Origin of the sequence: Micropruina sp. (assembly GCF_047607385.1) — a bacterium.
In the GTDB taxonomy this organism is placed as follows: domain Bacteria; phylum Actinomycetota; class Actinomycetes; order Propionibacteriales; family Propionibacteriaceae; genus Micropruina.
Genome location: NZ_JASGDE010000033.1, coordinates 1 through 22,234, shown reverse-complemented (window position 1 = coordinate 22,234; position 22,234 = coordinate 1). Strand labels below are relative to the sequence as shown.

Genomic DNA, 22,234 nt, shown 5'->3' with positions numbered 1-22,234 from the left:
ATTTGGGGCTCGCTGAACTCAGCGAGCCCCAAATAGTTAGGCGAGCGCTGGGTGGGGCGGGCCTCAGACCAGCTCCGGCAACGACTCGGCCAACTGCTCCCAGGCGTCGTACACGTCCTGGCCGACGATGCCGAACTGAGAGATCAGCGCGACCCGGCGGTCGGCGGAGTCGTAGAGCTCCAGCGACGAGGTGATCCCGTGCGGTCCGTGCAGCCGCAGCAGCAGGCAGTGCCGCACCGCCGTCGGACGGAGTTCCAGGATCGCCTCCTGGGTGCCGACCGCCATGATCCCGGCGGCGTGCGCCACCGACTGGACGGTGTCCTGCACAGCGTGCATGGCTGCATCGGAGAACACCGCGATGCCGAGCGGCAGGCCGACCGCGCAGGCGTGCTCAATGACGTCCACCAGCACCCCGGGGTCGACATGCCGGTGCGGCAGGAACGGCGTGCGGGTCGTCGTCCAGGTGAGCAGGTCGTCGATGCGTTGCAGCTGATCGGGGACATCCGGGCTGTCCCACCCGCCGTCGGCACCCGCGGTGAACTCGGGTCCGGGCAGCCGGCCGTCGAGCCGGGCCAGCCCTTCCAGCACCAGCCGGTCCTCCGGCAGCAGCGGATGGCAGCGGTGCACCGGACGGCCGTCCACACCGCACAGCCGGAGCTCCGGCACCGGATCCTCCCCGGGCAACGGGTGCGGCGGCTCGACCAGCATCGCGCCGGTCAGCGCTTCCGGATGCAGCCGCAGCGACACCCAGCCGGGCTGCACCCGGAACGGCCCGTCGGGCACGCCGGCGTCCGCATACGCCGCCACCTGGGTGAGCCGGATCACCCGGTTCTCGGTGATCGCCGCCGGATGGTCCAGCAGGGTCAACGCGCGCAGCACATCGCCCACGCTCGCCGGCAGGCGTCGAACCGAACATCGGTGTTCGCACCCTTCCGCGGCGCACGGCGGCAGCTGCCCCTCGTCCTCGGGGGTTGCAGCGTCAGTCATCTCAGTACACGTCCCTCAGGTATCGCTTGTCTCTCTTGAGCGTCGCCACGTACTCGGCCGCGTCGTCGTCGCCTCGGCCGCGTTGCGTCGCGATCAGTTCCATCAGTGCCCGGTCGACATCCCTCGCCATCCGGGACGCGTCCCCGCAGACGTAGACGTAGCCGCCGTCCTCCAGCCAGCCGTAGAACTCGGACGCCTGCTCGCGCATCCGGGTCTGGACGTAGATCTTCTGCGCCTGGTCGCGGGAGAAGGCCAGGTCGAGCCGGGTCAGCAGCCCGCTCGCCTGGTAGCTCTCGATCTCGTCGGCGTAGATGAAGTCGTCGGCCCGGTGCTGGTCGCCGAAGAACAGCCAGTTCTTCCCGGACGCCCCGCGCGCGGCCCGCTCCTGCAGGAAGGCCCGGAACGGTGCGATGCCGGTGCCCGGTCCGATCATGATCACCGGAGCGGAATCGTCGGCGGGCAGTCGGAACGCCGCGTTCGGCTGCGGGAAGATGCCGAACTCGGCGTCGTCGGCCCGGTCGGCGAGGAAGGTCGAGCACACCCCGTGGTGCACCCGGGGACCGCCGTGCCGGACGGCGGCGACGGTCAGGTGGATCCGGTCCGGGCTGTGCAGCGGGCTGGACGAGATCGAGTAGGCGCGGTGCTGCAGCGGCCGGAACACCCTCGTGAGGTCGTCCAGGTCGAGGTTCACCTCGGGCAGCAGCTGCAACAGGTCGAGGGTGTCCTTGCCCCACAGCCAGGAATCCAGCGCGTCCCGCTCGGCGCGGACGACGAGTTCGCCCAGTTCGCTGCCCGGGGCCCGTTCGGCCAGCAGCGCCAGCAGATCCTTGGACGGGGTGGCGATCTCCCAGCCCCGGATCAGCTGGTCGCGCAGCGTCGACTCGCCGACGCTGTGCTCCGGATCGTGCCCGAGCCGGTCCAGCAGCAAATCGACCAGCGCGGCGTCGTTGACGCCGACGACGGCCAGCGCGTCGCCGGCCTGGTAGTCGATGCCGCTGTCGCCCAGCGCGATCTCGAAGTGCCGGATCTCCTTGGCGCTGCCCGGCCCGGACATCAGCCGGTTGGCGACCAGCCGGGTCGGGAACGGGGTCTTGCGGTTCCACCGGGAACGTTCCCGGGCCGGCTTCGCAGCCGGTGCCGCCGGGGCCGCCGGCGCCGCACCGGAGGCGGGCGCCTCGGCGGCCAGCAGGTCGAGGACCTGATCCATCCAGGCCGCGGCCGGCTCGTCGTAGTCGGTGTCGCAGTCCACCCGGGGCAGCATCCGGGTGGCGCCGAGCTGTTCGAAGCGCAGGTCGATCAGCTTGCCGGCCTGGCAGAAGTCGTCGTAGGCGGTGTCGCCGAGCGCCAGCACGGCGAAGCGAGCGTCCTCCAGCCGGGGCGCGGCCTCACTGGAGAAGTCGTCCCAGAACAGCCCGGCGTTGTCGGGCATCTCGCCGTCGCCGTAGGTGGAGGTGATGACCAGCACCCGCTCCATCCGGGTCAGGTCGTCGAGCGAGACGTCGTCCAGCACCCGCAGGGTGGGCGCCATGCCGCGTGCCCGCGCGGCCGCGACCAGGTCCTCGGCGAGCAGTTCGCTGCAGCCGGTCTGGCTGCCGTAGAGCAGGTCGAAGGTGAGCGTGGCGGACGCCACGGCCTCCCCCTCGTCGCGTCGGGCCGCGGCCAGGCCGGTGAAGAAGCCGTCCAGCCAGGCCCGCTGGCCGGGGCTGAAGGGTGCCTCGACGTCGATGGTGAGCTGCGCCATCATGCCGTCCGATCCAGCGTCCGGACGGCGTCCGCGGCCAGGTCGTCCAGGGCTGCCTCGGCCAGCAGCCGGTCGAACCTGGCCCGGTCGGTGCGGGCCTCGTTGCGGGCGCGCTGGTGCAGGATCCAGCCGTAGGTGCCGGGTGCGTCCATACCGCGGACGTTCCGCAGCTCCAGCGAGCGAGTGTAGTCGGTCAGCCGGCGGGCCGAGATCAGGGTGGCCAGTTCGGCGTCCTGCAAGGGGTCGAGCCGGTCACGCAGGTACTTCATCACCTTCTGCATCACGAAGAAGTCCTCGGTGAGGATCAACTTGCGGGCGGCCGCGTGGACCCGCGGATCGTCCGGCCCGAAGCCGCCGGGCACCCGCTGCTGGGCCAGCTGGCGGGCGATCGTGAACACCGTGTAGGACGACAGCAGCCCGAACATGTCGTCGGCCTCGCCGGCCGGGACGCGTCCGCTCAGCACCGGACGCCCGGCCCGGTAGTGCTGCTTGAACGAGCGGACCTGTTCGGTGGCGACCGAGGTGGCCAGCTCGTCCAGCAGCTGCTTGCGGGTCGACGCGGCCAGGATGGCGTCGGCGTCCTGGGTGAGCAGCAGCGCCCGCGGCATGCCGCAGAAGATCTGCCGACGGGTGTTGTCCCAGTCGTCCAGCAGCCGGGCGGCCAGCCCGGAGCCGGTGGCGTCCCGGTGCCAGCGCAGCAGCAGTTGCACAGCTTCGGAGTGGAAGTCGCCGTGCTCGTGGTCGGCGATGCCGAACACCAGCAGGGAGTCCTCGCTGACCCGGCCGCGCACCGTCCCGTCCGGGTCGTACTGGTAGAGGAAGCCGCCGCTCATCCCGTTGCCGAGCCCCTTGCCGGCCGAGCCGAGGTTGAGCACCGCACCGTTGGTCATGTACTCGCAGCCGAAGTCGCCGATGCCCTCGACGACCGCGGTGGCGCCCGAGTTGCGGACCGCGAACCGGTCGCCCGCCTCGCCCTGGACGAAGGTGCGGCCGCCGGTGGCGCCGAACAGGGCGAAGTTGCCGATCAGCACGTTGCCGCCCGGTTCGGCGCTGCCGCCACCAGGGGTGCGCACCACGATCCGTCCGCCGCACTGGCTCTTGCCGACGCCGTCGTTGGCGGTGCCGGTGTGCACCAGTTCGATGCCGTCGTTGCAGAAGGCGCCGAACGACTGGCCCGCCGAGCCTGTGGTGCGGACCCGCACCGCACCGTCGTCGAGGTAGCTGCGGCCGCGCTCGTCGGTGAACACCGCGGGCAGGCCGGCCAGCGCCGCGGCGTCCAGTTCGTGGTTGAGCAGCCGTTCGATGTCGACCGACAGCTGTCCACCGACCGACTTGTCGCTGTTGTGCAGCGTGCCCGCATCGACTTCGACGCTCGGCTCGGCACGATCCAGCAATGCCGCTCTGACCAGGTCGATCAGTGCGTCGTCGACGGCGTAGCTCTTCTCCAGGTAGACCGGGTCGTCGACCGTGCGCTCCGGCACTCGGGCCAGCATCGCCCGGACGTCGAGGCGTCCGACGCTGGCCGGGTGGTCGAGCAGCTGGGCCAGGTCGGAGCGTCCGCGAGCCTCACGCAGCGAGCGCAGCCCGAGCCGAGCCAGCAGCTCCCGGACGTCGTGGGCGACGTTGAGCAGGTACTGGGCCAGCGCCCGCGGGTCACCGTCGAAGACCTCGGGGTTGGTGGTCAGCCCGGCGGGGCATTTGATGTTGCAGTTCTTCGCCATCACGCACTTGAGCATCATCAGCGCGGTGGTGCCGAACTCGAAGCTGTCACCGCCCAGCAGTGCCGACATCAGCACGTCGCGGCCGGTCTGGTGCGCCCCGGAGCAGCGCAGCACGATCTTGTCCCGCAGCCCGTTGGCGACCAGCGCCTGGTGCACCTCGGCGACGCCGATCTCTGCCGACCGGCCGGCGTACTTCAGGCTGGTCACCGCGGCCGCGCCGGTGCCGCCGGTGTTGCCGGCGACGTTGATCACGTCGGCACCCGCCTTGGCGACGCCGACCGCGATGGTGCCGATGCCCTCGGACGACACCAGCTTGACGATCACCCGGACCCGGGCCGCCTTGCAGTCGTGGATCAGCTGCGCCAGGTCCTCGATCGAGTAGGTGTCGTGGTGCGGCGGCGGCGAAACCAGCTCGACGCCGGGGGTGCCGCCGCGAGCGGCGGCGATCTCGACGGTCACCTTCGCCGCCGGCAGCTGGCCGCCCTCACCCGGCTTGGCGCCCTGACCGATCTTGATCTCCAGCTCTTCGAGCATCGGGTCGGCCAGGTAGCCGGCCCAAATGCCGAACCGGCCGGACGCGAACTGCTTGATCCGCGAGCCGCGGATGGTGCCGTAGCGGGAGAGGTGCTCGCCACCCTCGCCGCAGTTCGACATGCCGCCGACCATGTTGGTGCCGTGCGCGACGGCCTCGTGCGCGGTGGCCACCAGCGCGCCGTGGCTCATCGCGCCGGACGCCAGCGAGCGGGTGATCTCGTGCGCCGGCTGCACCTCGTCCAGCGGAATGCTCGCCGGCGCCGGAGCGAGCAGCGCCAGGAAGCCGGCCGTCCGGCCGCGCACCTGAACCTCGAGTCCGTCGGCGCCGACCCGGGTGCTCAGCACCCCGTCCGGGTCGTGGCCGGTCAGAAACTCCGCAAACGCGGCGTAGCGGGCCGGGTCGCCGCCGGTGACGTCGGTGAACCGGATCCGGTAGCGGTCGGCGTCCAGCTTCTCGGTCGCCAGCCCGCGGACCAGGATGCTGGCGTTGCCGTCGGCCGAGAAGCGGGCCAGTTCGTGCTCGAAGTCGGACGCGGTGTGCAGGCCCGCGACGTCGGCCGGCAGCGCCAGCACGTCGCGCAGCGCGGACGGACGCCGGGCCCGCTCGGCCCGGGTGGCGGCCAGGAACTCGCGATAGCCGGGGGTGATCCGGAAGGTGTCGATCTGCTCCGGCGTGAGCGCGGCGAGGCCGTTGTTGGCGTACGCCTCGTCGCTGATCCCGAACGCGCCCTCCAACTGGCTGAGGGTGAGCCGGGCGAGCGTCGCGTCCGCCTCGGCGCCGTCGTCGAAGCGGCGCGGTTCCTCGGTCATGCCGGCGAAACCACGAACCGCGGTGGTGCCGAACGAGTGCCCGGCACCCTCGGAGCGCTCCTTGAACAGGCCGAGCAACGGCAGCTGCGACTCGGCTCCCACCACGCAGCCGCGGGCGTGCCACTGGGCCGCGGCATGGGCGATCCGGGTGAAGCCGACGCCGCCGACCGGCGCGGCCATGTGCGGGAAGCAGCGGGCCAGCACCGGATCGGAGGTGTCCAGGTAGTTGGGCTCGAAGAACTCGCCGCCGATGTAGCTCTCCACGGTGCACAGCCCGACCCGGCCCATGGTCTTGCCGAGCGCCTTCTCGGCGGCCTTGCGGAACCGGGCGAAGGCCCGGTCGGTCTCGGTCTCCTCGCCGGCCGGCGCCGGGGCGGACGGGTACTTCTCCTCCGCGCGCAGCCGGGCGCTGAGGCTGTACACCGCGGACGCCCCGAAGCCCAGCGCCGCGGCGATGTGGTGCGAGGACGGCAGCTGGCCGCTCTCGGCCACCAGCGAAACCCGTAACCGCAGACCGTCGTCGATCAGCCGCTGGTTGACCGCCGCGATCGCCAGCAGCAGCGGCAGCGGCGCCCGGGTGGTGGAGATGGCACGGTCGGTGAGCACCGCGATCCCGCCCTCGTCCCTGGCGAACGCGGCGACCGCGTCGCACAGCTCGTCCAGCGCGGCCACCACCGAGGCGGCGTTCCGCTCCGCGTCGGACGGGTGCGGCGCGAAGAGCAGGTCGAAGCGCCGCAGCGGGGTGAGTCGCTGCTCGCGCAGTTGCACCATGTCGAGGTGCCCGAGGATCGGCGAGGACAGCACCAGCTGCTTGCGGTGCTGCTCGCCGCCGTCCGGCTTGGCGCCGAGCGCCACCCGCATGCTCATCCCGTCCGCCTCGCGCAACGAGTCCAGCGGCGGGTTGGTGACCTGGGCGAAGCGCTGCGAGAAGTACTTCGCCATGCCGCCCTCCTGGTCGGAGAGCGCGTTGATCGCGTTGCCGTAGCCCATCGCGCTGATCCGCTCGGAGCCGTCGGCGAGCATCGGGTCCATCATGAACCGGAAGCTCTCCTGGTTGAGCGAGTAGGCGACGTAGCGTCCGGCCAGGCTGAGATCGCCGGTGTAGCCCAGCGTCGTGGTGCCGCGCTCGAAGGACGGCGCCGGCAGGGCGGCGACGTCGACGCGGGCGTCGTCCAGCAGCGCGGCGTAGTCGCGCCGCGCGGCGAGCAGCTCCAGCGCCTCGCGGGTGCGGAACGTCCGGCCCAGCCGGTGGTCGTGGTACAGCATGCCGCCGGCTTCGATCCGGCCGCGATGGGTCACCTGGTCGTCGGGGAACCCGACCTGGCCGGCCTCGGACGACACCACCAGGTAGTCGCCGGTCTCCACGGTGCGCAGCGGACGCAGGCCGAGCCGGTCCAGCCGGGCGCCGATCACGTCGCCGTCGCTGAAGATCAGCGCCGCCGGACCGTCGTTCTTCTCCTCGTACAGCGAGAAGAACTCGAACATGGCGCGGACGTCGGGGCTGATCGTGGCGTCGTTCTCCCAGGCCGGCGGCATCAGTGACACCACCGCCTCGACCAGGTCGAGGCCGTCGTCGAAGACCCGGCTCTGCAGGGTCTGGTCGAGCCGTCCGGAGTCGGACTGGCCGGGCGGACGGACGATCCGGCGCTGCCGGGTGATCGCCAGGGTCTCGTCGGAGATCCGGTTCTTCCGATCGGTGTTCAGCTCGCCGTTGTGCGCCATCAGCCGGAACGGCTGCGCCATCGTCGGGTGCGGCTCGGTGTTGGTCGAGAACCGGGTGTGGAAGTACAGCGAACGGACGGCGTGCGCCGGGTCGCTCAGGTCGGTGAAGTAGCCGATCACCTCACCGGCGTTGAGGCGTCCTTTGAGCACCTGGGTGCGGGCGCTGAGCGACAGCGGATAGAGCCCCGCCAGCGCCGGGTCGGGGTACGCCTCGGCCTCGATCCGGAGCAGGGCGGTGTTGGCGGCCCGGTCGATCCGGCGCCGCCGGTCGTCCGCGCCGCCCGGCTCGGCGAGCCGGAACACCCACTGCACGATCGGCAGCTGGTAGCGCAGCGCCCGCGGCCGGATGGCGGTGTCGTCGACCGGCACGTCCCGGACGACCAGCGTGGTCAGGCCGGCATCGGCCAGTGCGGCGTCGATCAGCGCGTGCGCCCGGTCCCACTGCTCACGGTCGTCGGGCATGAAGAAGTTGCCGACGCCGAAGTGGCCGCGCTCGAGTGGCTGTCCGACCAGGGCGCTGAAGAAGTCCACCGACAGGTCGACGCTGACACCGGCGCCGTCGCCGACACCTTCGGCGGACATGCCGCCCCGGTGCGGGATCGCGCACAGCGCCTGCTCGCCCAGGGCGATCACCTCGTGGCTCTGGACGCCGTCCTTGCGGGTGATGAAGCCCACCCCGCACGCACTGTGCTCGGCCGCGGGCTGATAGAGCCCCAAGCGTTGACCCATAGCGCCTCCTGTCTGGTCATCCCGGCCATGCCGGCGAGACGCTGCGACGGTGGAGGACTCGCTTATTCGGTGCCGCGAGGTCCGCGACACCAACTATGGTAAGCCTTACCTAAGTTGATCGGGAGGGGTCTTCCCCACTGAACAGTGCGTCGCGCAACTCGCGAAATGCCTGGCGCTCACGTTCCCGGCGAGCCTTCCGCTCGGCCAGAACATCTTCGGATCGGAAGCGCAAGTGCGTCCCCACCTTGTGGGAGGCGATGCGGCCCTCCTGCGCCATCTTGATGAGCGTGGGACGTGACACCCCCAGCAACGCGGCGGCCGCGGACGTGGTCACCTCGCTGGGCATCGGCTCCCTGCGACGCTGGGTCGGCCAGCCGGATCATGTGTATGACCTTGGATCTCGGCAGAGTAGGAAGTGCTGCTCCTCGAGAGCCGTGTGCCAGCGGGTGCTGCTCCTTGCCAGACGCTTGGCACCATGCCAGCCGGCCGTCTCGATCTGCCCCGGCGCGAGCCGCTCAGCCATTTCGATGGAGGGCTCTTGATCCGTGTCATGGGCGGCAAGGATGACCACGCGCCCTGGATCGTTGCTGGCAACGGCCGCTTGCTGAACCAACTCAAGCGCGACAAGAACGTCGACGCCTTTCTCTGCCGCATGCCCATCGCTGTAGTATTTGAGCGGGCGGTAGCGAACCTCAGATCGTGGGTCACGGGTCCACTCCGACTGCTGGGCGAGGCTACGCGCATAGCTCTTTGGCTCGCGCCGGTTGGACGGCTGGCCCCGGAAGCTGATCACTGCGGCCAGGCTGGCTGGCTCGAACAGCCGGCCCTCGCCCTCGGCTGCCAGGCGCCGAAGGAGGTTCCTTCGTTGGAGGAGCTGGCTGGCGAAGCTGAGCGGATGGACAAGGCATAGATGCGCTGCGTCACCACTTGGGCACCACAAGCCATGCCCGGTCAGGTGAATGTTCTGGTAGTCAACGACAATCACTGCGCTTGACGCCACAAGACACCCGCCTTCGATAGACAAAACCCCGCCAGTTCCGGAGAACGGCGGGGAGTAACGAGAAGACTATAGACAGATCCCGAGCAGGAAGCCAAGTCCTTGGTCAGGGTAAGGTCGAGGCCACTCAGCGCTTCCGGCCGGTCCCCATCATCCCCCGGGCGATCTGACCGCCCACGGTGATCACCTTGTTCCAGAAGGTCGGCGAACTGAGCACCTTCTCCACCCCGCTCTGCGGCGCCCGACGACTGCTCGTCGTGCCGCGGGACTGGGTGCGGGCCTGCGCCGCGGCGTCCTTCTCCCGCTGCTTGGCCTCGGCCGCGGCAGCCTTCTCCTGCTCGACCCGCTGCGCCTCGGCCGCCGCGGCGGCCGCGCCCTGCTCCAGCTTGCGGGTGAGCATTTCGTAGGCGGAATCACGATTCACCGCCTGGCCGTATTTGCGCATCATTCCCGACTGGGCGACGCCGCCGGCCATCATCTGTGCGTCCATCGGATCCATGGACGCCTCCGGCGCCCGCATCCGGGTCCAGGCCACCGGGGTCGGGGCACCGTCGGGGTTCAGCACCGTGACGATCGCCTCGCCGATGCCCAGGCTCTGCAGCACCTCGGCCAGGTCGTAACCCGAGTTCGGGTAGGTGGCCACCGTCGCCTTCAGCGCCTTGGCGTCGTTGGGTGTATGCGCCCGCAGCTGGTGCTGCACCCGCGAACCGAGCTGGGCGAGCACGTCCTCGGGGACGTCCTTCGGGGTCTGGGTGACGAAGAAGATGCCGACGCCCTTGGATCGGATCAGCCGGACGGTCTGCGCGATCGCCTGCAGGAACGCCTTGGACGCGTCCGCGAACAGCAGGTGCGCCTCGTCGAAGAAGAACACCAGCTTGGGCTTGTCGACATCGCCGACCTCGGGCAGGTCGTGGAACAGGTCGGCCAGCAGCCACATCAGGAAGGTGGAGAAGATCGCCGGCCGGTCGTGCAGGTTCGGCAGTTCCAGCAGCGAGATGACGCCCTGGCCGTCCGGCGTGGTGCGCAGCAGGTCGCGGCTGTCGAACTCGGGCTCGCCGAAGAACTCCTCGCCGCCCTGGGTCTGCAGGGTGACCAGCGAGCGCAGGATCACCCCGGCCGTCGCCGACGACACCCCGCCCAGGTTCTTCAGGTCGGCCTTGCCCTCCTCCGAGGTCAGGTAGGCCAGCACCGAGCGCAGGTCCTCCAGGTCGAGCAGCGGCAGGCCCTGGGTGTCGCAGTAGTGGAAGACCAGCCCGAGCGTCGATTCCTGGGTCTCGTTCAACCCCAGCACCTTGCTGAGCAGGATCGGCCCGAACGAGCTGATGGTGGCCCGCAGCGGGACGCCGGTGCCCTGGCCGCCGAGCGCGTAGAACTCGACCGGGCAGCCGTGCGGCTGCCAGTCCTGGCCGATCGCGGACGTCCGCGCCAGCAGCTTCTCCGACGACTTCCCGGGCAGCGCGAGACCGGACAGGTCGCCCTTGATGTCGGCGGCGAACACCGAGACCCCGGCCCGGGCGATCTGCTCGGCCATCAGCTGCAGGGTCTTGGTCTTGCCGGTGCCGGTCGCCCCGGCCACCAGCCCGTGCCGGTTCAGCATCGACAGGGCGATCCGCACCTTCGCCTCGGGCACCGGGTCGCCGTCGACCAGGACGCCCAGGTCGATGGCGGGAGAGTCGAAGGTGTACCCCTTGGTGATCGCGGCTACGTCAGGAGAGCTGGACATGACGTCACTGTAGGGGACGGCTCACCGGGTGATCACCGCTAGACTGCCCGTCGTGATCTTCAAGCGTGTCGGCGAGGGCCGCCCCTACCCCGCGCACGGCTATGTGCAGCGGCAGTGGGCGGCGATCGCGCCGCAGCAGATCCGGCTCGATCAGCTGGTGACCACCAAACGGACCCTCGATCTGGAGCAGTTGCTCGAGGAGGATTCCACCTTCTACGGCGACCTGTTCGCCCACGTCATCGGCTGGCGGGGCGAGTACTACCTGGAGGACGGTCTGCACCGCGCGCTGCGCGCCGCGCTGCAGCAGCGGCAGACGATGCACGCCCGGGTTCTCGAACTCAAGTAGTCTGGGCCGGAGGCCAGGCAAGAGGAGTTGATCGCGTGCGGCAATTGATCGGGATGATCAAGACTCCGCTGACCCTGCTCGCGCTCGCCGGGCTGGTCGCCTTCGGCGGCATCTGGGGCTACCGGAACGCCACGGCGCAGATTCCGCCGCGGCCGCCGGAGCCCTGCGTGTCCACCAATGTCGGTGGCACGCTCACCCCGCACTACGTCACGCTGCGGGTGCTCAACGCCGGGCTGCAGGGCGGTCTGGCGAAGCGGGTGAGCAGCGCGATGCGGTCCTACGGGTTCAACATCCTCAAGGTGAACAACACCGATCAGCGGCTCACCGACACCCTCATCGTCGGCAACTCGCCCGATTCACCCGAGGTCAAGCTGGTGGCCGGGTTCTTCAAGAACGCCAAGGTGCAGGGCGACGGACGCATCGATCACGTCGTGGACGTGCTGCTCGGCGACAGCTATGCGGGCCGGGTCACCAAGCCGAAGGAGTCGATCGCGGTGAGCGGCCCGATCTGCCTCCCGGCGCTGCCCGCGTCGGTGGCCAGCGCGCTGCCGTCGCCGAGCACATCGGTGTCGACCCAGCCGACGCCGAGCACCTCCACCTCGCGGACGCCGACGCCCCGCCATTCCTGACCGATATCGCTAGCCGTCCTTGCGCCAGCGGGACAGCCGGCCACCGCGTCCGATCTGCTTGAACCGGCTCTCCACCTGATAGCGGAACTTGGACGGCACCACCACCAGCAGCTCGTCGCCGGCCCGGATCACGTCGCGCGAACCGGGGGCGAACGGAGTCCCGTCGCGGATGATCAGCGACACCACGGTGCTCGGCGGCAGCCGCAGCTCGAACACCGTCACGCCGTGCAGGTGCGAGCCGGCGGGCACCTTGATCTGCATGAAGTCGGCCTGGATCTTGTCCAGCGGCGCCACCTCGACCTCGATGTCCACCGCATCGTCACCGGTTGTCACGCCCAGTTTGCGGGCCACCCACTCCAGGGTGGGCGCCTGCAGCGTGGTGTACACGACGACGAACACGAAGACCAGGTCGAACAGGTCCCGGGCCTGCGGCAGCGGGGACGCCAGCGGCACCGTCGCCATGATGATCGGCACCGCGCCACGCAGCCCGGCCCAGGACAGGAACGCCTGTTCTCGCCACGGCACCCGGAACCAACTGGCACAGGCCGCCACCGACAACGGCCGGGCGATCACGGTCAGGAACAACCCGGCCAGCACGCCGGTGATCAGCACTTGAGGAGAGAACCGCTCCGGGTGGGCGAGCAGACCGAGCATCACGAACAGCCCGATCTGCGCCACCCAGCCGATGCCCTCGGCGAACGACCGGGTCGCGTTGCGGTGCGGCAGGTCGGAGTTGCCCAGCACCATCGCGCAGATGTAGACCGCCGCAAATCCGGAGACGTGCAGGTAGGCGCCGGCGCCCTCGGCGAGCAACGCCCAGCCCATCGCCCCCAGCGGGTAGAGGCCGGACGCCGGCAGCGCGATCTGCTTGAGCAGCCGGGCACCCAGCCAGCCGATCACCAGGCCGACCAGGAGGCCGCCGACCAGTTCCAGCGCGACCATGCCCAGGATGAAGCCCGGGCTCTCGGTCGACTCGCCCAGCGCCCAGGCGGTGGCGGCGGTGACCAGCAGCACCACGGGGGCGTCGTTGAGGCCGGATTCGGCCTCCAGGATGGCCCGGATCCGGCCGGGGATCGGCACCTTGCGCAGCACCGAGAACACCGCCGCCGAGTCGGTCGGCGCGGTGATCGCGCCGAGCAGCAGGGCGGTGGCCAGATCGAGGCCCAGCACGAAGTGGCTGAACGCCGTCATCGCCACGATCGAGACGCCGATGCCCACCGTCGCCAGCAATCCGGCCAGGGTGAGATAGGAACGTATCTCACGCCATTTGGTGGTGAATCCGCCCTCGGCGAGGATCAGCACCAGGGCCGCGAAGCCGAGGTCGTGGGCCAGGTGGGCGTCGTCGAAGTCGACCCACAGTCCGACGCCGACACCGAGGAACAGGAACAGCAGCAGCGAGGGCAGACCGAGCCAACTGGAGAGCCGGGAGGCGCCGAGAGCGGCAAGCAGCACAGCTGAGCCCGCCAGCAGCACCGTGTCCAGGCTCAAGTGTCAACCCCTCCGTTGGCTCAATACTCTATTGAGCCGGACGGCCCCGCACCGGCGTTGTCCGGAGCCGCCGCGACGGGTTGCGCGGTCGCGCGTTCTTCGGCTACGCGAAGAGCTCGCGGGCCCGCGCCGCCTCGGCGACGGCGTCCAGGTCGCCGCCGGTCTGTGCGGTCACCGCGGCCGCCACCGCACCCTCGACCAGCGGACCCGGACAGAACCGGACGTCGTCGCCGTCGACCAGTTCCAGGACGGCGTCCACGGTCATGTCGGCCGAACCCAGATCGGTCAGCAGCGCCACCTGGTGTCCGGCCGCGGTCAGCTCCTCGACCGCGGCGTAGATGGCGTCGAACGAGGTTCCGATGCCGCCGTCGTCGGTGCCGCCGGCGGCCCGGAATTCCACGTCCCTGGCCATCTGCGAGGCCAACTCGACCACGCCTTCGGCGAGCTTCGCCGAGTGCGACACGATCACGAACGCGATGGTCACGTCATGCTCTCCGTTCAGCTCACGGCCTCGGCGGCGTCCGCCGCGGTGGCCAGCAGGTAGGCGGTCGAGGTGGCCCCCGGATCCTGGTGCCCGATGGACCGCTCGCCCAGATAGGACGCCCGGCCCTTGGTGGCCTGCATCGGGATCGTCTCCGCGGCCCCCTTGGCCGCCCCGTCGGCGGCCGCCCGAAGCGCCTCGGCCGGGCTCCTGCCGGCCTCGGCCGCGGCTCGTGCCGCCGCGATCGCCGGGGTCCAGGCGTCCACCATGGTCTTTTCACCGGTGCTGGCCTTGCCGCGGGCCACGATGCCGTCCAGGGCGGCCTCGCAGACCGCCACCACGCCCGCGGCGTCCAGGTCGTCGGTGGCCGCCTTGGTGGCCCGGATGAAGGCGGTGCCGTAGAGCGGGCCGGCGGCGCCGCCGACCTTCGACATCAGGGTCTGGGCGACCAGCTTGAACACCCCGGCGACGTCCTCCGGCGGATTCTCGTCCAGGCGCTGCACCACGAAGCCGAAGCCGCGCGCCATGTTCTCGCCATGGTCACCGTCGCCGATCGCCCGGTCCAGGTCGATCAGCTCCATCCGGTGCTCGGTCAGCGAGGCGGACGCGCGACGCATCCAGTCCTTGGCCCACTCCACGTCCAGCTTCGTCATTCAGACACCCCTCCTGAGTGCGACGGTGTTGACCGGTGCGTCCCACAACGCGGTGAGTTCGTCGTCGAGTTTGAGCACCGTGATGGAGCATCCTTGCATCTCCAGCGAGGTGATGTAGTTGCCCACCAGCGACCGGGTCACCTGCAGGCCCGCCGCCTCCAGCCGCGCCCGGGCGTGCCGGTAGACGATGTACAGCTCCGACTCGGGGGTGCCGCCCATGCCGTTGACGAAGAGCAGCACCTGGTCGCCGTCGAGGTGCAGGTCGGCGAGGATCGGGTCGATCAGCTGATCGGTGATCGCGTCCGCGGCCGCCATCGGGATGCGGTGCCGTCCGGGCTCGCCGTGGATGCCGATGCCGATCTCGATCTCGTCCTCGCCCAGGTCGAAGGACGGCTTGCCGGCGTGCGGGACGGTGCAGGCGGTGAGCGCGACGCCCATCGACCGCACCTGGCCGATCACCTTCTCGGCAACAGCGGTGACGGCGTCCAGGTCGTCGCCGCGCTCGGCCGCCGCACCGGCGATCTTCTCCACCAGCACGGTGCCGGCGACGCCGCGCCGTCCGGCCGTCCAGGTGGAGTCCTCGACGGCGACGTCGTCGTTGACCACGACGGCCTTGACCTGGATGTCCTCCAGCTCGGCCAACTCGGCGGCGGTCTCGAAGTTGAGCACGTCGCCGGTGTAGTTCTTCACGATGTGCAGCACGCCCGCGCCGCCGTCGACGGCCTTGGTGGCCTCCAGGATCGGGTCCGGCGTCGGGGAGGTGAAGACCGCGCCGGGCACCGCGGCGTCCAGCATGCCCAGACCGACGAAGCCGGCGTGCAGCGGCTCGTGGCCGGAGCCTCCGCCGGACACCAGGCCGACCTTGCCCTTGACCGGAGCATCGGCGCGAACCACGTAGTCAGGGTCGAGATGGACGGTGACCAGGTCGGCGTTGGCGGCGGCGAAGCCTTGGAGCGTCTCGGTGACGACGTCCGCCGGATCGTTGATGAGCTTCTTCATTGAGCACTCCTTGTTCGTGGGACCCGCGGACACCCCCGGCCGCGGTGCAGCGTCGCAACGGACGCACCGCCAACTCTGCCCGCTGCCGGCGCGTCACGAAAGGGAGCCGGCGATCTCCGGGCAAGCGTGCACGGGAACCCCCCGGAACGTGCCATGCGAGCAGCCAGGGACGGAGCCACATTCCCGAAGTAGCATGTAGATGCTAGAATGACGTCCATGCGGACCATCACCATGACCGAGCTGAACCAGCGGGTGTCCGCGGTCACCCGGGAGGTCGTGGAGACCGGCGAGGCGATCTGCGTGACGAACCGCGGCAAGGTGGTCTTGCGGTTGGTGCCGGAACCCGTCGGTTCGAGTGACCCCTTGGCGTCGCTCGTCGCCGCCGGACGAGCGACGCCGCCCCGGGCTCGGGGATCGCGGCTGACCCGGCGCGATCCGGTCCCGCTGTCCCGCCCGCTGGACGAGCTTCTGGCCGACGAGCGGGACCATGATCGGTTCTGAGTCCGACCAGATCTGGTACCTCGACACCTCGGTCGTCCTGCGTATCGCGCTGGGCCATAGCCCGACCGCCACCGATTGGTTCAACCAGGGCTGCGATCGGGGCGACGCCTTCGTGACCTCACGGCTGACCGCGCTGGAGTCGCTCCGGGTGCTTCGGCGGGAGGGCCTCGATCTCGGGTTGGCCGACGAGGTCCTCGACCTGACGACGCTGCTCGCTGTCGACGATGCGCTGCTGGCCGAGGCCGGCGCCATCCAGCCGCACGTCAAGACGCTGGACGCCCTACACCTGGCGTCGGCCGCGCGGGTCGGAGTGCACGCGGTCACCGTCGTGACCCACGACGCGACGATGATCCGCTCGGCCCGGGAGCTGGGCTTCGCGGTGCATGATCCGGTGGTGGAGTAAGCGAACGACCCCCTGCTTCCTCGTCGTCTGACCGGAGGAAACCGGGGGTCGTGCTGGCGGTGGCGGTGGGATTTGAACCCACGGTGGGCATAAACCCACACGCGCTTTCGAGGCGCGCTCCTTCGGCCGCTCGGACACGCCACCGTCGGCGATTCTATCGGGCAGCCGACACTCGCTGCCAAATCCGCCCGTCCGGGCGGTAGCGCAGGCCACGCAGCACCAGCGCGTAGGCCGCCGTGGTCAGCTTCAGCAGCGGGTGCTCACCGAACCGGTAGAGCCGGGCCGGACGCAGCTCGCCGGCGCGCTGCGGCCACCGCTTGCGCCAATACCGGACGCCGCGGCGGGCGTGCAGCGGATCGGAGACCACACGCACCACGCCGTCCGGCGGGATCAGTTCGGCGGCGTAGCCGATGTTCTCCCAGGTGGTGGTGGCCCGGTTCTCGCAGACGACGGACGCCGGGTCGACACCGAAGCGTTCGATCGCATGCCGCGCCATCACCTCGGCCTCACCGGCACCGGAGAACACCCAGCGGGTCCGCGGACCGGCGTTGCGAGCGGCCAGCTCGACCCGCCAGCGCTGCAGCGCGGACGGCCTCCCGTCCCGAAGCGGCGGGCAGCCGAGCACCAGCAGGGTCTCCTCCTCGCCGCCCCGGACGCCGCGTCCAGAGAACCCGGCGGCCAGCCCGTGCGCGAGTTCCACCCCTAGCCAGAGGGCCGCCGCGGCACACGCGGGGATCGCAGGCCAGTTCATCGCCGGCTCTCGAAGAACTCCCGCAGCTGCGCGGCGCAGGCGTCGGCGTCGATGCCGCCGATCACCTCCGGACGATGGTTGAGCCGCGGGTCGCGCACCACGTCGAACAGCGACGCCACCGCGCCGGCCTTCGGATCCCAGGCGCCGATCACCACCCGGTCGACGCGGGCCAGCACCAGCGCGCCGGCGCACATCGTGCACGGCTCCAGGGTGACCACCAGGGTGTGCCCCTCCAGCCGCCAGCTACCCAGCGCCTCGGACGCCCGGCGCAGCGCCAGCACCTCGGCGTGCCCGGTCGGGTCGCCGGTCAGCTCCCGCTCGTTGTGCGCCCGGGCGATCACGCGTCCGCCGGCGTCCACCACGAGTGCCCCGACCGGCACATCACCGTGCGCCGGCGCCAACGCGGCCTCGGCCCGGGCCAGGCCCATCGGCGCCAGCCAGCGGTTCACCTCACAGGCCGAAGGCGACCTGCACCGTCTTGCGGTACTGGGTGCCGAATTTGAGCTTCCGGGCGATCCGCTCGACCAGCGCGTCCGAATCGTCGTCGGTGTCGCACAAGGCTTCCACCTCGAAATCGGGCAGGCCGACGTCGGCGAGGATGTCCAGGTCGCCGATCGGGCCGGCGTCCTCGTCGTCCTCGGGAAGTTCGGAGCCCAGGAAGTCGGCGACGTCCCGGGCGATCGGCCAGTCGGCCGCCGCCATCTCGTCCGACAACAGCACCTGGACGTGCTTGCCACGAACCCGGACGATGACGAAGAACTCCGAGGCGATGGAGACCAGGCCGACCGCGCCGCCGTCGCCGGGAATCCGGCGCAGCTGGTTGATCAGCTCGTCGAGGTCGTTGGCCAACTCCAGCGCCAACGCCACCGCGACCGGCTGGCCGTCCTCGCGGTAGAGCGCCACCACCAGATCGATGTCGTCCTCGGTGGCGTCCTCCGGGTAATCGTCCTCGTCGTCTTCGTCATCCTCGGGGTCGAGGGTGTCGTCCAGCAGTTCAACCACGGGTTCGAGGTCGTCGAGACCCGGGCGGTCGTCGCCGCGGTCGGCGTACTCCTCGTCCGAGGCGTCGGTGTACCTGCTCATCGCCACTCCTTGTCCCTGGGCATCCCATCGTTTCATGCCCACCCGAACAGCGCACACTTGTGCAATGGTTCGGGTGTGGAACTACGCGCTCTCGATCATCCGCTGGTCTCGCACAAGGTGACGCTGCTGCGCAGCGTGGAGACCGGTTCCCCGGTGTTCCGCCAGCTGGTGGAGGAGTTGGTCACCCTGCTCGCCTACGAGGCGACCCGCGAGGTCCGGGTGGACGACTGCGAGGTGACCACACCGGTCACCGTCACCACCGGCAAGAAGCTGTCCCGGCCCCGCCCGCTGGTGGTGCCGATCCTGCGCGCCGGCCTGGGCATGCTCGAGGGCATGATGCGGTTGATGCCGACCGCCGAGGTGGGCTTCGTCGGCATGGTCCGCGACGAGGAGACCCTGGAGCCGTTCACCTACGCCGAGCGGCTGCCGAAGGACCTGTCCGGACGCCAGTGCTACGTGCTCGACCCGATGCTGGCCACCGGCGGCTCGCTGGCCGGCTGCGTGAAGTTCCTGGTCGACCGGGGTGCCGATCACATCACCTGCATCTGCCTGCTGGCCGCACCCGAGGGCATCGAGCGGATGCGCGAACTGGTCGATCCGGTCGGCGTCCCGACCACACTGGTGGTGGCCGCGGTCGACGAGCGGCTCAACGAGCACGGCTACATCGTCCCCGGCCTCGGCGACGCCGGCGACCGGCTCTACGGATTGGCCCAGTAGACGGGCCCAGTAAACGGGCCCTGTCAAGGGGCTGCGACCCCTAGGATGCTGGCATGTCCGGTTCCTGGCTCGTCCTGGTCGCCAACTCCGGCAGTGGCACCATCAGTTCGTTCAAGCTGGCCGACGGTCGGCTGAGCCGGACCGCCGTCAACGGCGGCGTCCCCGGCTGCTCCACCTTTGTGGTGGACGCCCGGCGCGACCTGATCTACGCCGCCGTGAAGGGCGACGACCCGGGAATCACCACGCTCGCCCTCGACCGGGCGTCCGGCACGCTGACCCACCGGTCGCACCTGTCGTTGCCGGACGGCGGAATGAACTATCTCGCGCTGACCCGCAACGGTTCGGCGCTGCTCGGGGCGTCCTACGGCGGCGGCTACGGCATCACCTGTGCCGTGCACGACGGCGAGGTGAGCGAGCCGATCGGCCGGATCGAGTACCCGAACCTGCATTCGGTGCGGGCCAGCAGCGACGGCAGGTTCGCCTATTTCGTGTCGCTGGGCGCCGACCTGATCGCGCAGTACACCATCGACGCCTGGCTCAATCTGCTCCCGCTGACCCCGGCGACGGTGCCGGCGCCCCCCGGATCCGGACCCCGGCACCTGGTGCTGAACGCCGCGCAGGACGCCGTCTACGTGCTCACCGAATTCTCCGGCGAGGTGCTGCGCTACCGGCGCGACCAGTATTTCGGCGGCCTCACCCCGGCCGGGTCGACCACCGCCCACGACCTGACCAAGGGCCTGGGGCACAGCGTGTTCGGCGCCGATCCGCTGGAGCACCACTACATCTGGGGCGCCGACCTGCACTTCTCCGACCCATCCCATCTGTGGTGCTCGGAGCGCACCGAAAGCACTCTGGGAGCGGTCCGGGTGCATCCGGACGGTCCGGTGACGGCCCCGGAGTCGTTCGTGGTCACCGAGACCCAGCCACGCGGCTTCGCGGTGTCCCCGGACGGCCGCTACCTGGTCTGCGCCGGGGAGCGTTCCACCCAGGTCTCGCTGTACCGGGTGCGCGGCGACCAGTTGGAATTGCTGGATCGTGCCGAGACCGGTGCCAAGGCGAACTGGGTGTGGTTCGTCGCGCCCTGACGGTTCGGTTGAGGCTCAGCGGACGCCGCGGCGATTGACCGCGGCCGGACGGTCACCGCGGATGGACGCCACCATGTCGACCACCCGCCGGGTGGCCCGGACGTCATGCGCCCGGAAGCAGACCGTGCCCAACCAGGCCGCCACCGCGGTCGCCGCCAGGGTGCCCTCCAGGCGGTCGTCGACGGCCAGGTCGAGGGTCTCGCCGACGAAGTCCTTGCGGGACAACGCCTGCAGCACCGGGAAGCCGAGGTTCGCGAGCTGAGCCGTGGAGCGCAGGGTGCGCAGCGAGTGCCGGGTGGTCTTGCCGAAGTCGAGGGTGGGGTCGATCAGGATCGCGTTGGTTGGTATCCCCGCTTGTCGGGCGTGGTTCGCGCCCTCGGTCAGAACGGCGAGGACGTCCGCGACCACGTCGTCCGGATCGTCGCGCGGGACGCCGTCCGGGCCGGGCGGGCCGTAGCGGACGCCGTCCGGATCGGTGCGCGGGGCGGAGCCGCCGGTGTGCGAGACGACGTAGCCCGCGCGGAGCTCCGCGGCGACGTGGACGAGATCGGGATCGGCACCCTGCCAGGTGTCGTTGACCAGGTCGATGCCGACGCCGGCGCAAGCCCGGGCGACCTCGGAGCGCCAGGTATCCAGGCTGATCAGGAGGTGCGGGTGGGCGTCCCGGACCGCTTGCAGGAACGGCAGCACCCGCGCGATCTCCTCGTCGGCGTCCACCCAGTCGCCCTGCTGCCCGGCCCGGACGCCGCCGACGTCCACGATGTCTGCACCGTCGGCGACCATGCCCGCGACGGCGTCCAGCCCGGCCTCGATCGACGGGTACCGGGCCGAGGAGTAGAACGAGTCCGGCGTCCGGTTGACGATTCCCATCACCGCAGGATTGGCAGCGGTGAAGCTGCGTTCGCGCAAGGTCAGCGGGGTCGGAGACACCAGCGGGACAGGATCGACGGCGGGCACGGTGTCAGACTGCCACTCCCCGGCCAATCCGACGACAAAGCGCCCACGCCGACGTACCGCCACCGCCTGTCGAACCACTCCGGGCACTGGGCGAAGGTTCGAGCCATGCCGGCCCCGTCATCCCGGCGACCGCCGGGATCTCCCGCCCGCGCCGGTCACCAGACCCCACACTTTTCACACCTGCTCTAGCCAACAAACGCTTGCCAACATCGGATGGGCCAACTATAATCGAACACATGATCATCGCAGCGGCACCGTTCCAGGGGACTGCTGCGGAACGCCTGCGGCACTCGGCCGCGCTGCGCCGGCAGGCTGACGTCGAAGAGATGCGGGCACTGGCAGAGTTGGCCGCGGAACACTCGTGGACGACCACCGACGAACTCGATGTGGTTGGCGAACGGGCCGTCCGGATCGGTGCTGACGGGAGTCGGCTGGTGGGCGAGTTCCTGCCTCTGGAAGTCGCCGCCATCAAGGGCATCTCCGTCACCGCGGCGACCTGGCTGATCCGTGACGTGCTCAACCTCGAAGCCCGTCACCCGGCGCTATGGAAGGCGGTCCGAGCCGGCGGCGTGCCGCCCTACAAGGCGTTCAAACTCGCCCAACTCGCCGCCGGCTACGAGCTCAGCCACGAGCAGGCTCTGGCAGTCGACGATCGCCTGGCCGGCAAGATCGGTCGTGTCGGTTGGGCACGCGTGATGCGGTTGGCGCGGGGATTGATCGCGCAGGTCGCTGCCGACAAGGTCGTCGAGGCCGCCACAACCAAGGCCCGTGCGGAACGTTTCGTCCGCAACGCACCCGACCAGGGCCAGCCAACCGTCACCGAACTGTGGGCCCGGCTCGACACCGTCGATGCGCAACAGTTGGAAGCCACCATCCAAGCCATCGCGAAATCACTGAAAACCCTGGGTGACACCGACAGCCTCGATGCGCGCCGGTCCAAAGCACTCGGAATCCTCGCCACCCCAGCCCGAGCCCAAGCCCTCCTCAACAGTGGCGACGACGATCAGCGGTACCTGCCCCGCACCCGGGTGTACCTGCACCTGACCCCGGAGATGGTCACCGGGCAGCGGCACGGTTGTGGCTGTACGGCCGGTACGGACACGACCACCTCTGCCGAGGCCACCGACAGTGTCGTTGCCCGCTCCGAAACCCTCGGACCCATCACCCGTAGCCAACT

General features: G+C 70.2%; 20 protein-coding genes, 1 tRNA gene and 1 pseudogene. 8 read left to right on the top strand and 14 right to left on the bottom strand.

Annotated features, from left to right (window positions below; genetic code table 11):
• Positions 1-63: 63 nt before the first annotated feature.
• From QM582_RS03075 to QM582_RS03060, 4 genes are all read right to left on the bottom strand, one after another.
• Entirely contained in the window at positions 64-987 is a 924-nt protein-coding gene (locus QM582_RS03075; protein WP_415081638.1) for a hypothetical protein, read from the bottom strand.
• 1 nt (position 988) lies between these two features.
• Positions 989-2,728 (bottom strand): sulfite reductase flavoprotein subunit alpha, encoded by a 1,740-nt coding sequence (locus QM582_RS03070; RefSeq protein ID WP_415081636.1) that lies wholly within the window; start codon positions 2,726-2,728, stop codon positions 989-991.
• Entirely contained in the window at positions 2,728-8,244 is a 5,517-nt protein-coding gene (locus QM582_RS03065) for a glutamate synthase-related protein (protein ID WP_415081634.1), read from the bottom strand. The genes QM582_RS03070 and QM582_RS03065 overlap by 1 nt, the downstream gene beginning before the upstream one ends.
• A 109-nt stretch (positions 8,245-8,353) precedes the next feature.
• Entirely contained in the window at positions 8,354-8,590 is a 237-nt protein-coding gene (locus tag QM582_RS03060) for a helix-turn-helix domain-containing protein (RefSeq protein WP_415081632.1), read from the bottom strand.
• Between the two features lie 129 nt (positions 8,591-8,719).
• Here QM582_RS03060 and QM582_RS03055 point away from each other — a divergent pair, with 129 nt between their 5' ends.
• Positions 8,720-9,154, top strand: coding sequence for a hypothetical protein (locus QM582_RS03055; protein WP_415081630.1), 435 nt, complete (start codon positions 8,720-8,722; stop codon positions 9,152-9,154).
• Positions 9,155-9,368: 214 nt separating this feature from the next.
• On the opposite strand, the gene QM582_RS03050 is transcribed toward QM582_RS03055, so the two are convergent.
• Complete coding sequence (locus QM582_RS03050) at positions 9,369-10,964, bottom strand: helicase HerA-like domain-containing protein (RefSeq protein ID WP_415081628.1); 1,596 nt, start codon at positions 10,962-10,964, stop codon at positions 9,369-9,371.
• Positions 10,965-11,016: 52 nt separating this feature from the next.
• Between QM582_RS03050 and QM582_RS03045 the strand changes: the two genes are divergently transcribed.
• Both QM582_RS03045 and QM582_RS03040 read left to right on the top strand, forming a co-directional pair.
• Positions 11,017-11,310 carry a type II toxin-antitoxin system VapB family antitoxin gene (locus tag QM582_RS03045; protein ID WP_415081626.1) on the top strand — a complete coding sequence of 98 codons (294 nt, stop codon included), beginning with the start codon at positions 11,017-11,019 and terminating at the stop codon, positions 11,308-11,310.
• Positions 11,311-11,345: 35 nt separating this feature from the next.
• Positions 11,346-11,939 carry a LytR C-terminal domain-containing protein gene (locus tag QM582_RS03040; RefSeq protein WP_415081625.1) on the top strand — a complete coding sequence of 198 codons (594 nt, stop codon included), beginning with the start codon at positions 11,346-11,348 and terminating at the stop codon, positions 11,937-11,939.
• 9 nt (positions 11,940-11,948) lie between these two features.
• Here the strand turns inward: QM582_RS03040 and QM582_RS03035 are convergent, their stop codons facing one another.
• The 4 genes from QM582_RS03035 to dhaK form a co-directional block, all read right to left on the bottom strand.
• A complete protein-coding gene (locus QM582_RS03035; protein ID WP_415081623.1) occupies positions 11,949-13,427 on the bottom strand; it encodes a potassium/proton antiporter in 1,479 nt (492 codons plus the stop codon).
• Positions 13,428-13,530: 103 nt separating this feature from the next.
• Positions 13,531-13,911, bottom strand: a complete 381-nt coding sequence (gene dhaM, locus QM582_RS03030) for a dihydroxyacetone kinase phosphoryl donor subunit DhaM (protein WP_415081622.1) — start codon at positions 13,909-13,911, stop codon at positions 13,531-13,533.
• A 14-nt stretch (positions 13,912-13,925) separates the two neighbouring features.
• Positions 13,926-14,561 carry a dihydroxyacetone kinase subunit DhaL gene (dhaL, locus tag QM582_RS03025; RefSeq protein WP_415081620.1) on the bottom strand — a complete coding sequence of 212 codons (636 nt, stop codon included), beginning with the start codon at positions 14,559-14,561 and terminating at the stop codon, positions 13,926-13,928.
• On the bottom strand, positions 14,562-15,560 hold the full coding sequence (dhaK, locus tag QM582_RS03020) for a dihydroxyacetone kinase subunit DhaK (RefSeq protein WP_415081618.1): 999 nt from the start codon (positions 15,558-15,560) through the stop codon (positions 14,562-14,564). It abuts the gene before it with no gap.
• A gap of 216 nt (positions 15,561-15,776) precedes the next feature.
• Between dhaK and QM582_RS03015 the strand changes: the two genes are divergently transcribed.
• Positions 15,777-16,061, top strand: coding sequence for a type II toxin-antitoxin system Phd/YefM family antitoxin (locus QM582_RS03015; protein ID WP_415081616.1), 285 nt, complete (start codon positions 15,777-15,779; stop codon positions 16,059-16,061).
• Positions 16,048-16,464, top strand: a complete 417-nt coding sequence (locus tag QM582_RS03010; protein ID WP_415081615.1) for a type II toxin-antitoxin system VapC family toxin — start codon at positions 16,048-16,050, stop codon at positions 16,462-16,464. Before QM582_RS03015 ends, QM582_RS03010 begins: the two co-directional genes overlap by 14 nt.
• Before the next feature lie 54 nt (positions 16,465-16,518).
• Here QM582_RS03010 and QM582_RS03005 read toward each other — a convergent pair.
• The 4 genes from QM582_RS03005 to QM582_RS02990 all read right to left on the bottom strand — a co-directional run bounded on the left by QM582_RS03005 (position 16,519) and on the right by QM582_RS02990 (position 18,298).
• A tRNA-Ser gene (locus tag QM582_RS03005) sits at positions 16,519-16,608 on the bottom strand.
• Positions 16,609-16,618: 10 nt separating this feature from the next.
• Positions 16,619-17,215 (bottom strand): YdcF family protein, encoded by a 597-nt coding sequence (locus QM582_RS03000; protein WP_415081613.1) that lies wholly within the window; start codon positions 17,213-17,215, stop codon positions 16,619-16,621.
• A complete protein-coding gene (locus tag QM582_RS02995) occupies positions 17,212-17,643 on the bottom strand; it encodes a nucleoside deaminase (protein WP_415081736.1) in 432 nt (143 codons plus the stop codon). Before QM582_RS02995 ends, QM582_RS03000 begins: the two co-directional genes overlap by 4 nt.
• Positions 17,644-17,665: 22 nt before the next feature.
• On the bottom strand, positions 17,666-18,298 hold the full coding sequence (locus QM582_RS02990; RefSeq protein ID WP_415081611.1) for a tRNA adenosine deaminase-associated protein: 633 nt from the start codon (positions 18,296-18,298) through the stop codon (positions 17,666-17,668).
• 75 nt (positions 18,299-18,373) lie between these two features.
• Between QM582_RS02990 and upp the strand changes: the two genes are divergently transcribed.
• Positions 18,374-19,015 carry a uracil phosphoribosyltransferase gene (upp, locus tag QM582_RS02985; RefSeq protein WP_415081609.1) on the top strand — a complete coding sequence of 214 codons (642 nt, stop codon included), beginning with the start codon at positions 18,374-18,376 and terminating at the stop codon, positions 19,013-19,015.
• Positions 19,016-19,068: 53 nt separating this feature from the next.
• A complete protein-coding gene (locus QM582_RS02980) occupies positions 19,069-20,100 on the top strand; it encodes a lactonase family protein (RefSeq protein WP_415081608.1) in 1,032 nt (343 codons plus the stop codon).
• Between the two features lie 15 nt (positions 20,101-20,115).
• Here QM582_RS02980 and folP read toward each other — a convergent pair whose 3' ends face one another.
• Positions 20,116-21,057, bottom strand: coding sequence for a dihydropteroate synthase (folP, locus tag QM582_RS02975; protein WP_415081606.1), 942 nt, complete (start codon positions 21,055-21,057; stop codon positions 20,116-20,118).
• A 236-nt stretch (positions 21,058-21,293) separates the two neighbouring features.
• On the opposite strand from folP, the pseudogene QM582_RS02970 reads away from it, so the two are divergent.
• Positions 21,294-22,234, top strand: a pseudogene (locus tag QM582_RS02970) (hypothetical protein); the annotation flags it as partial.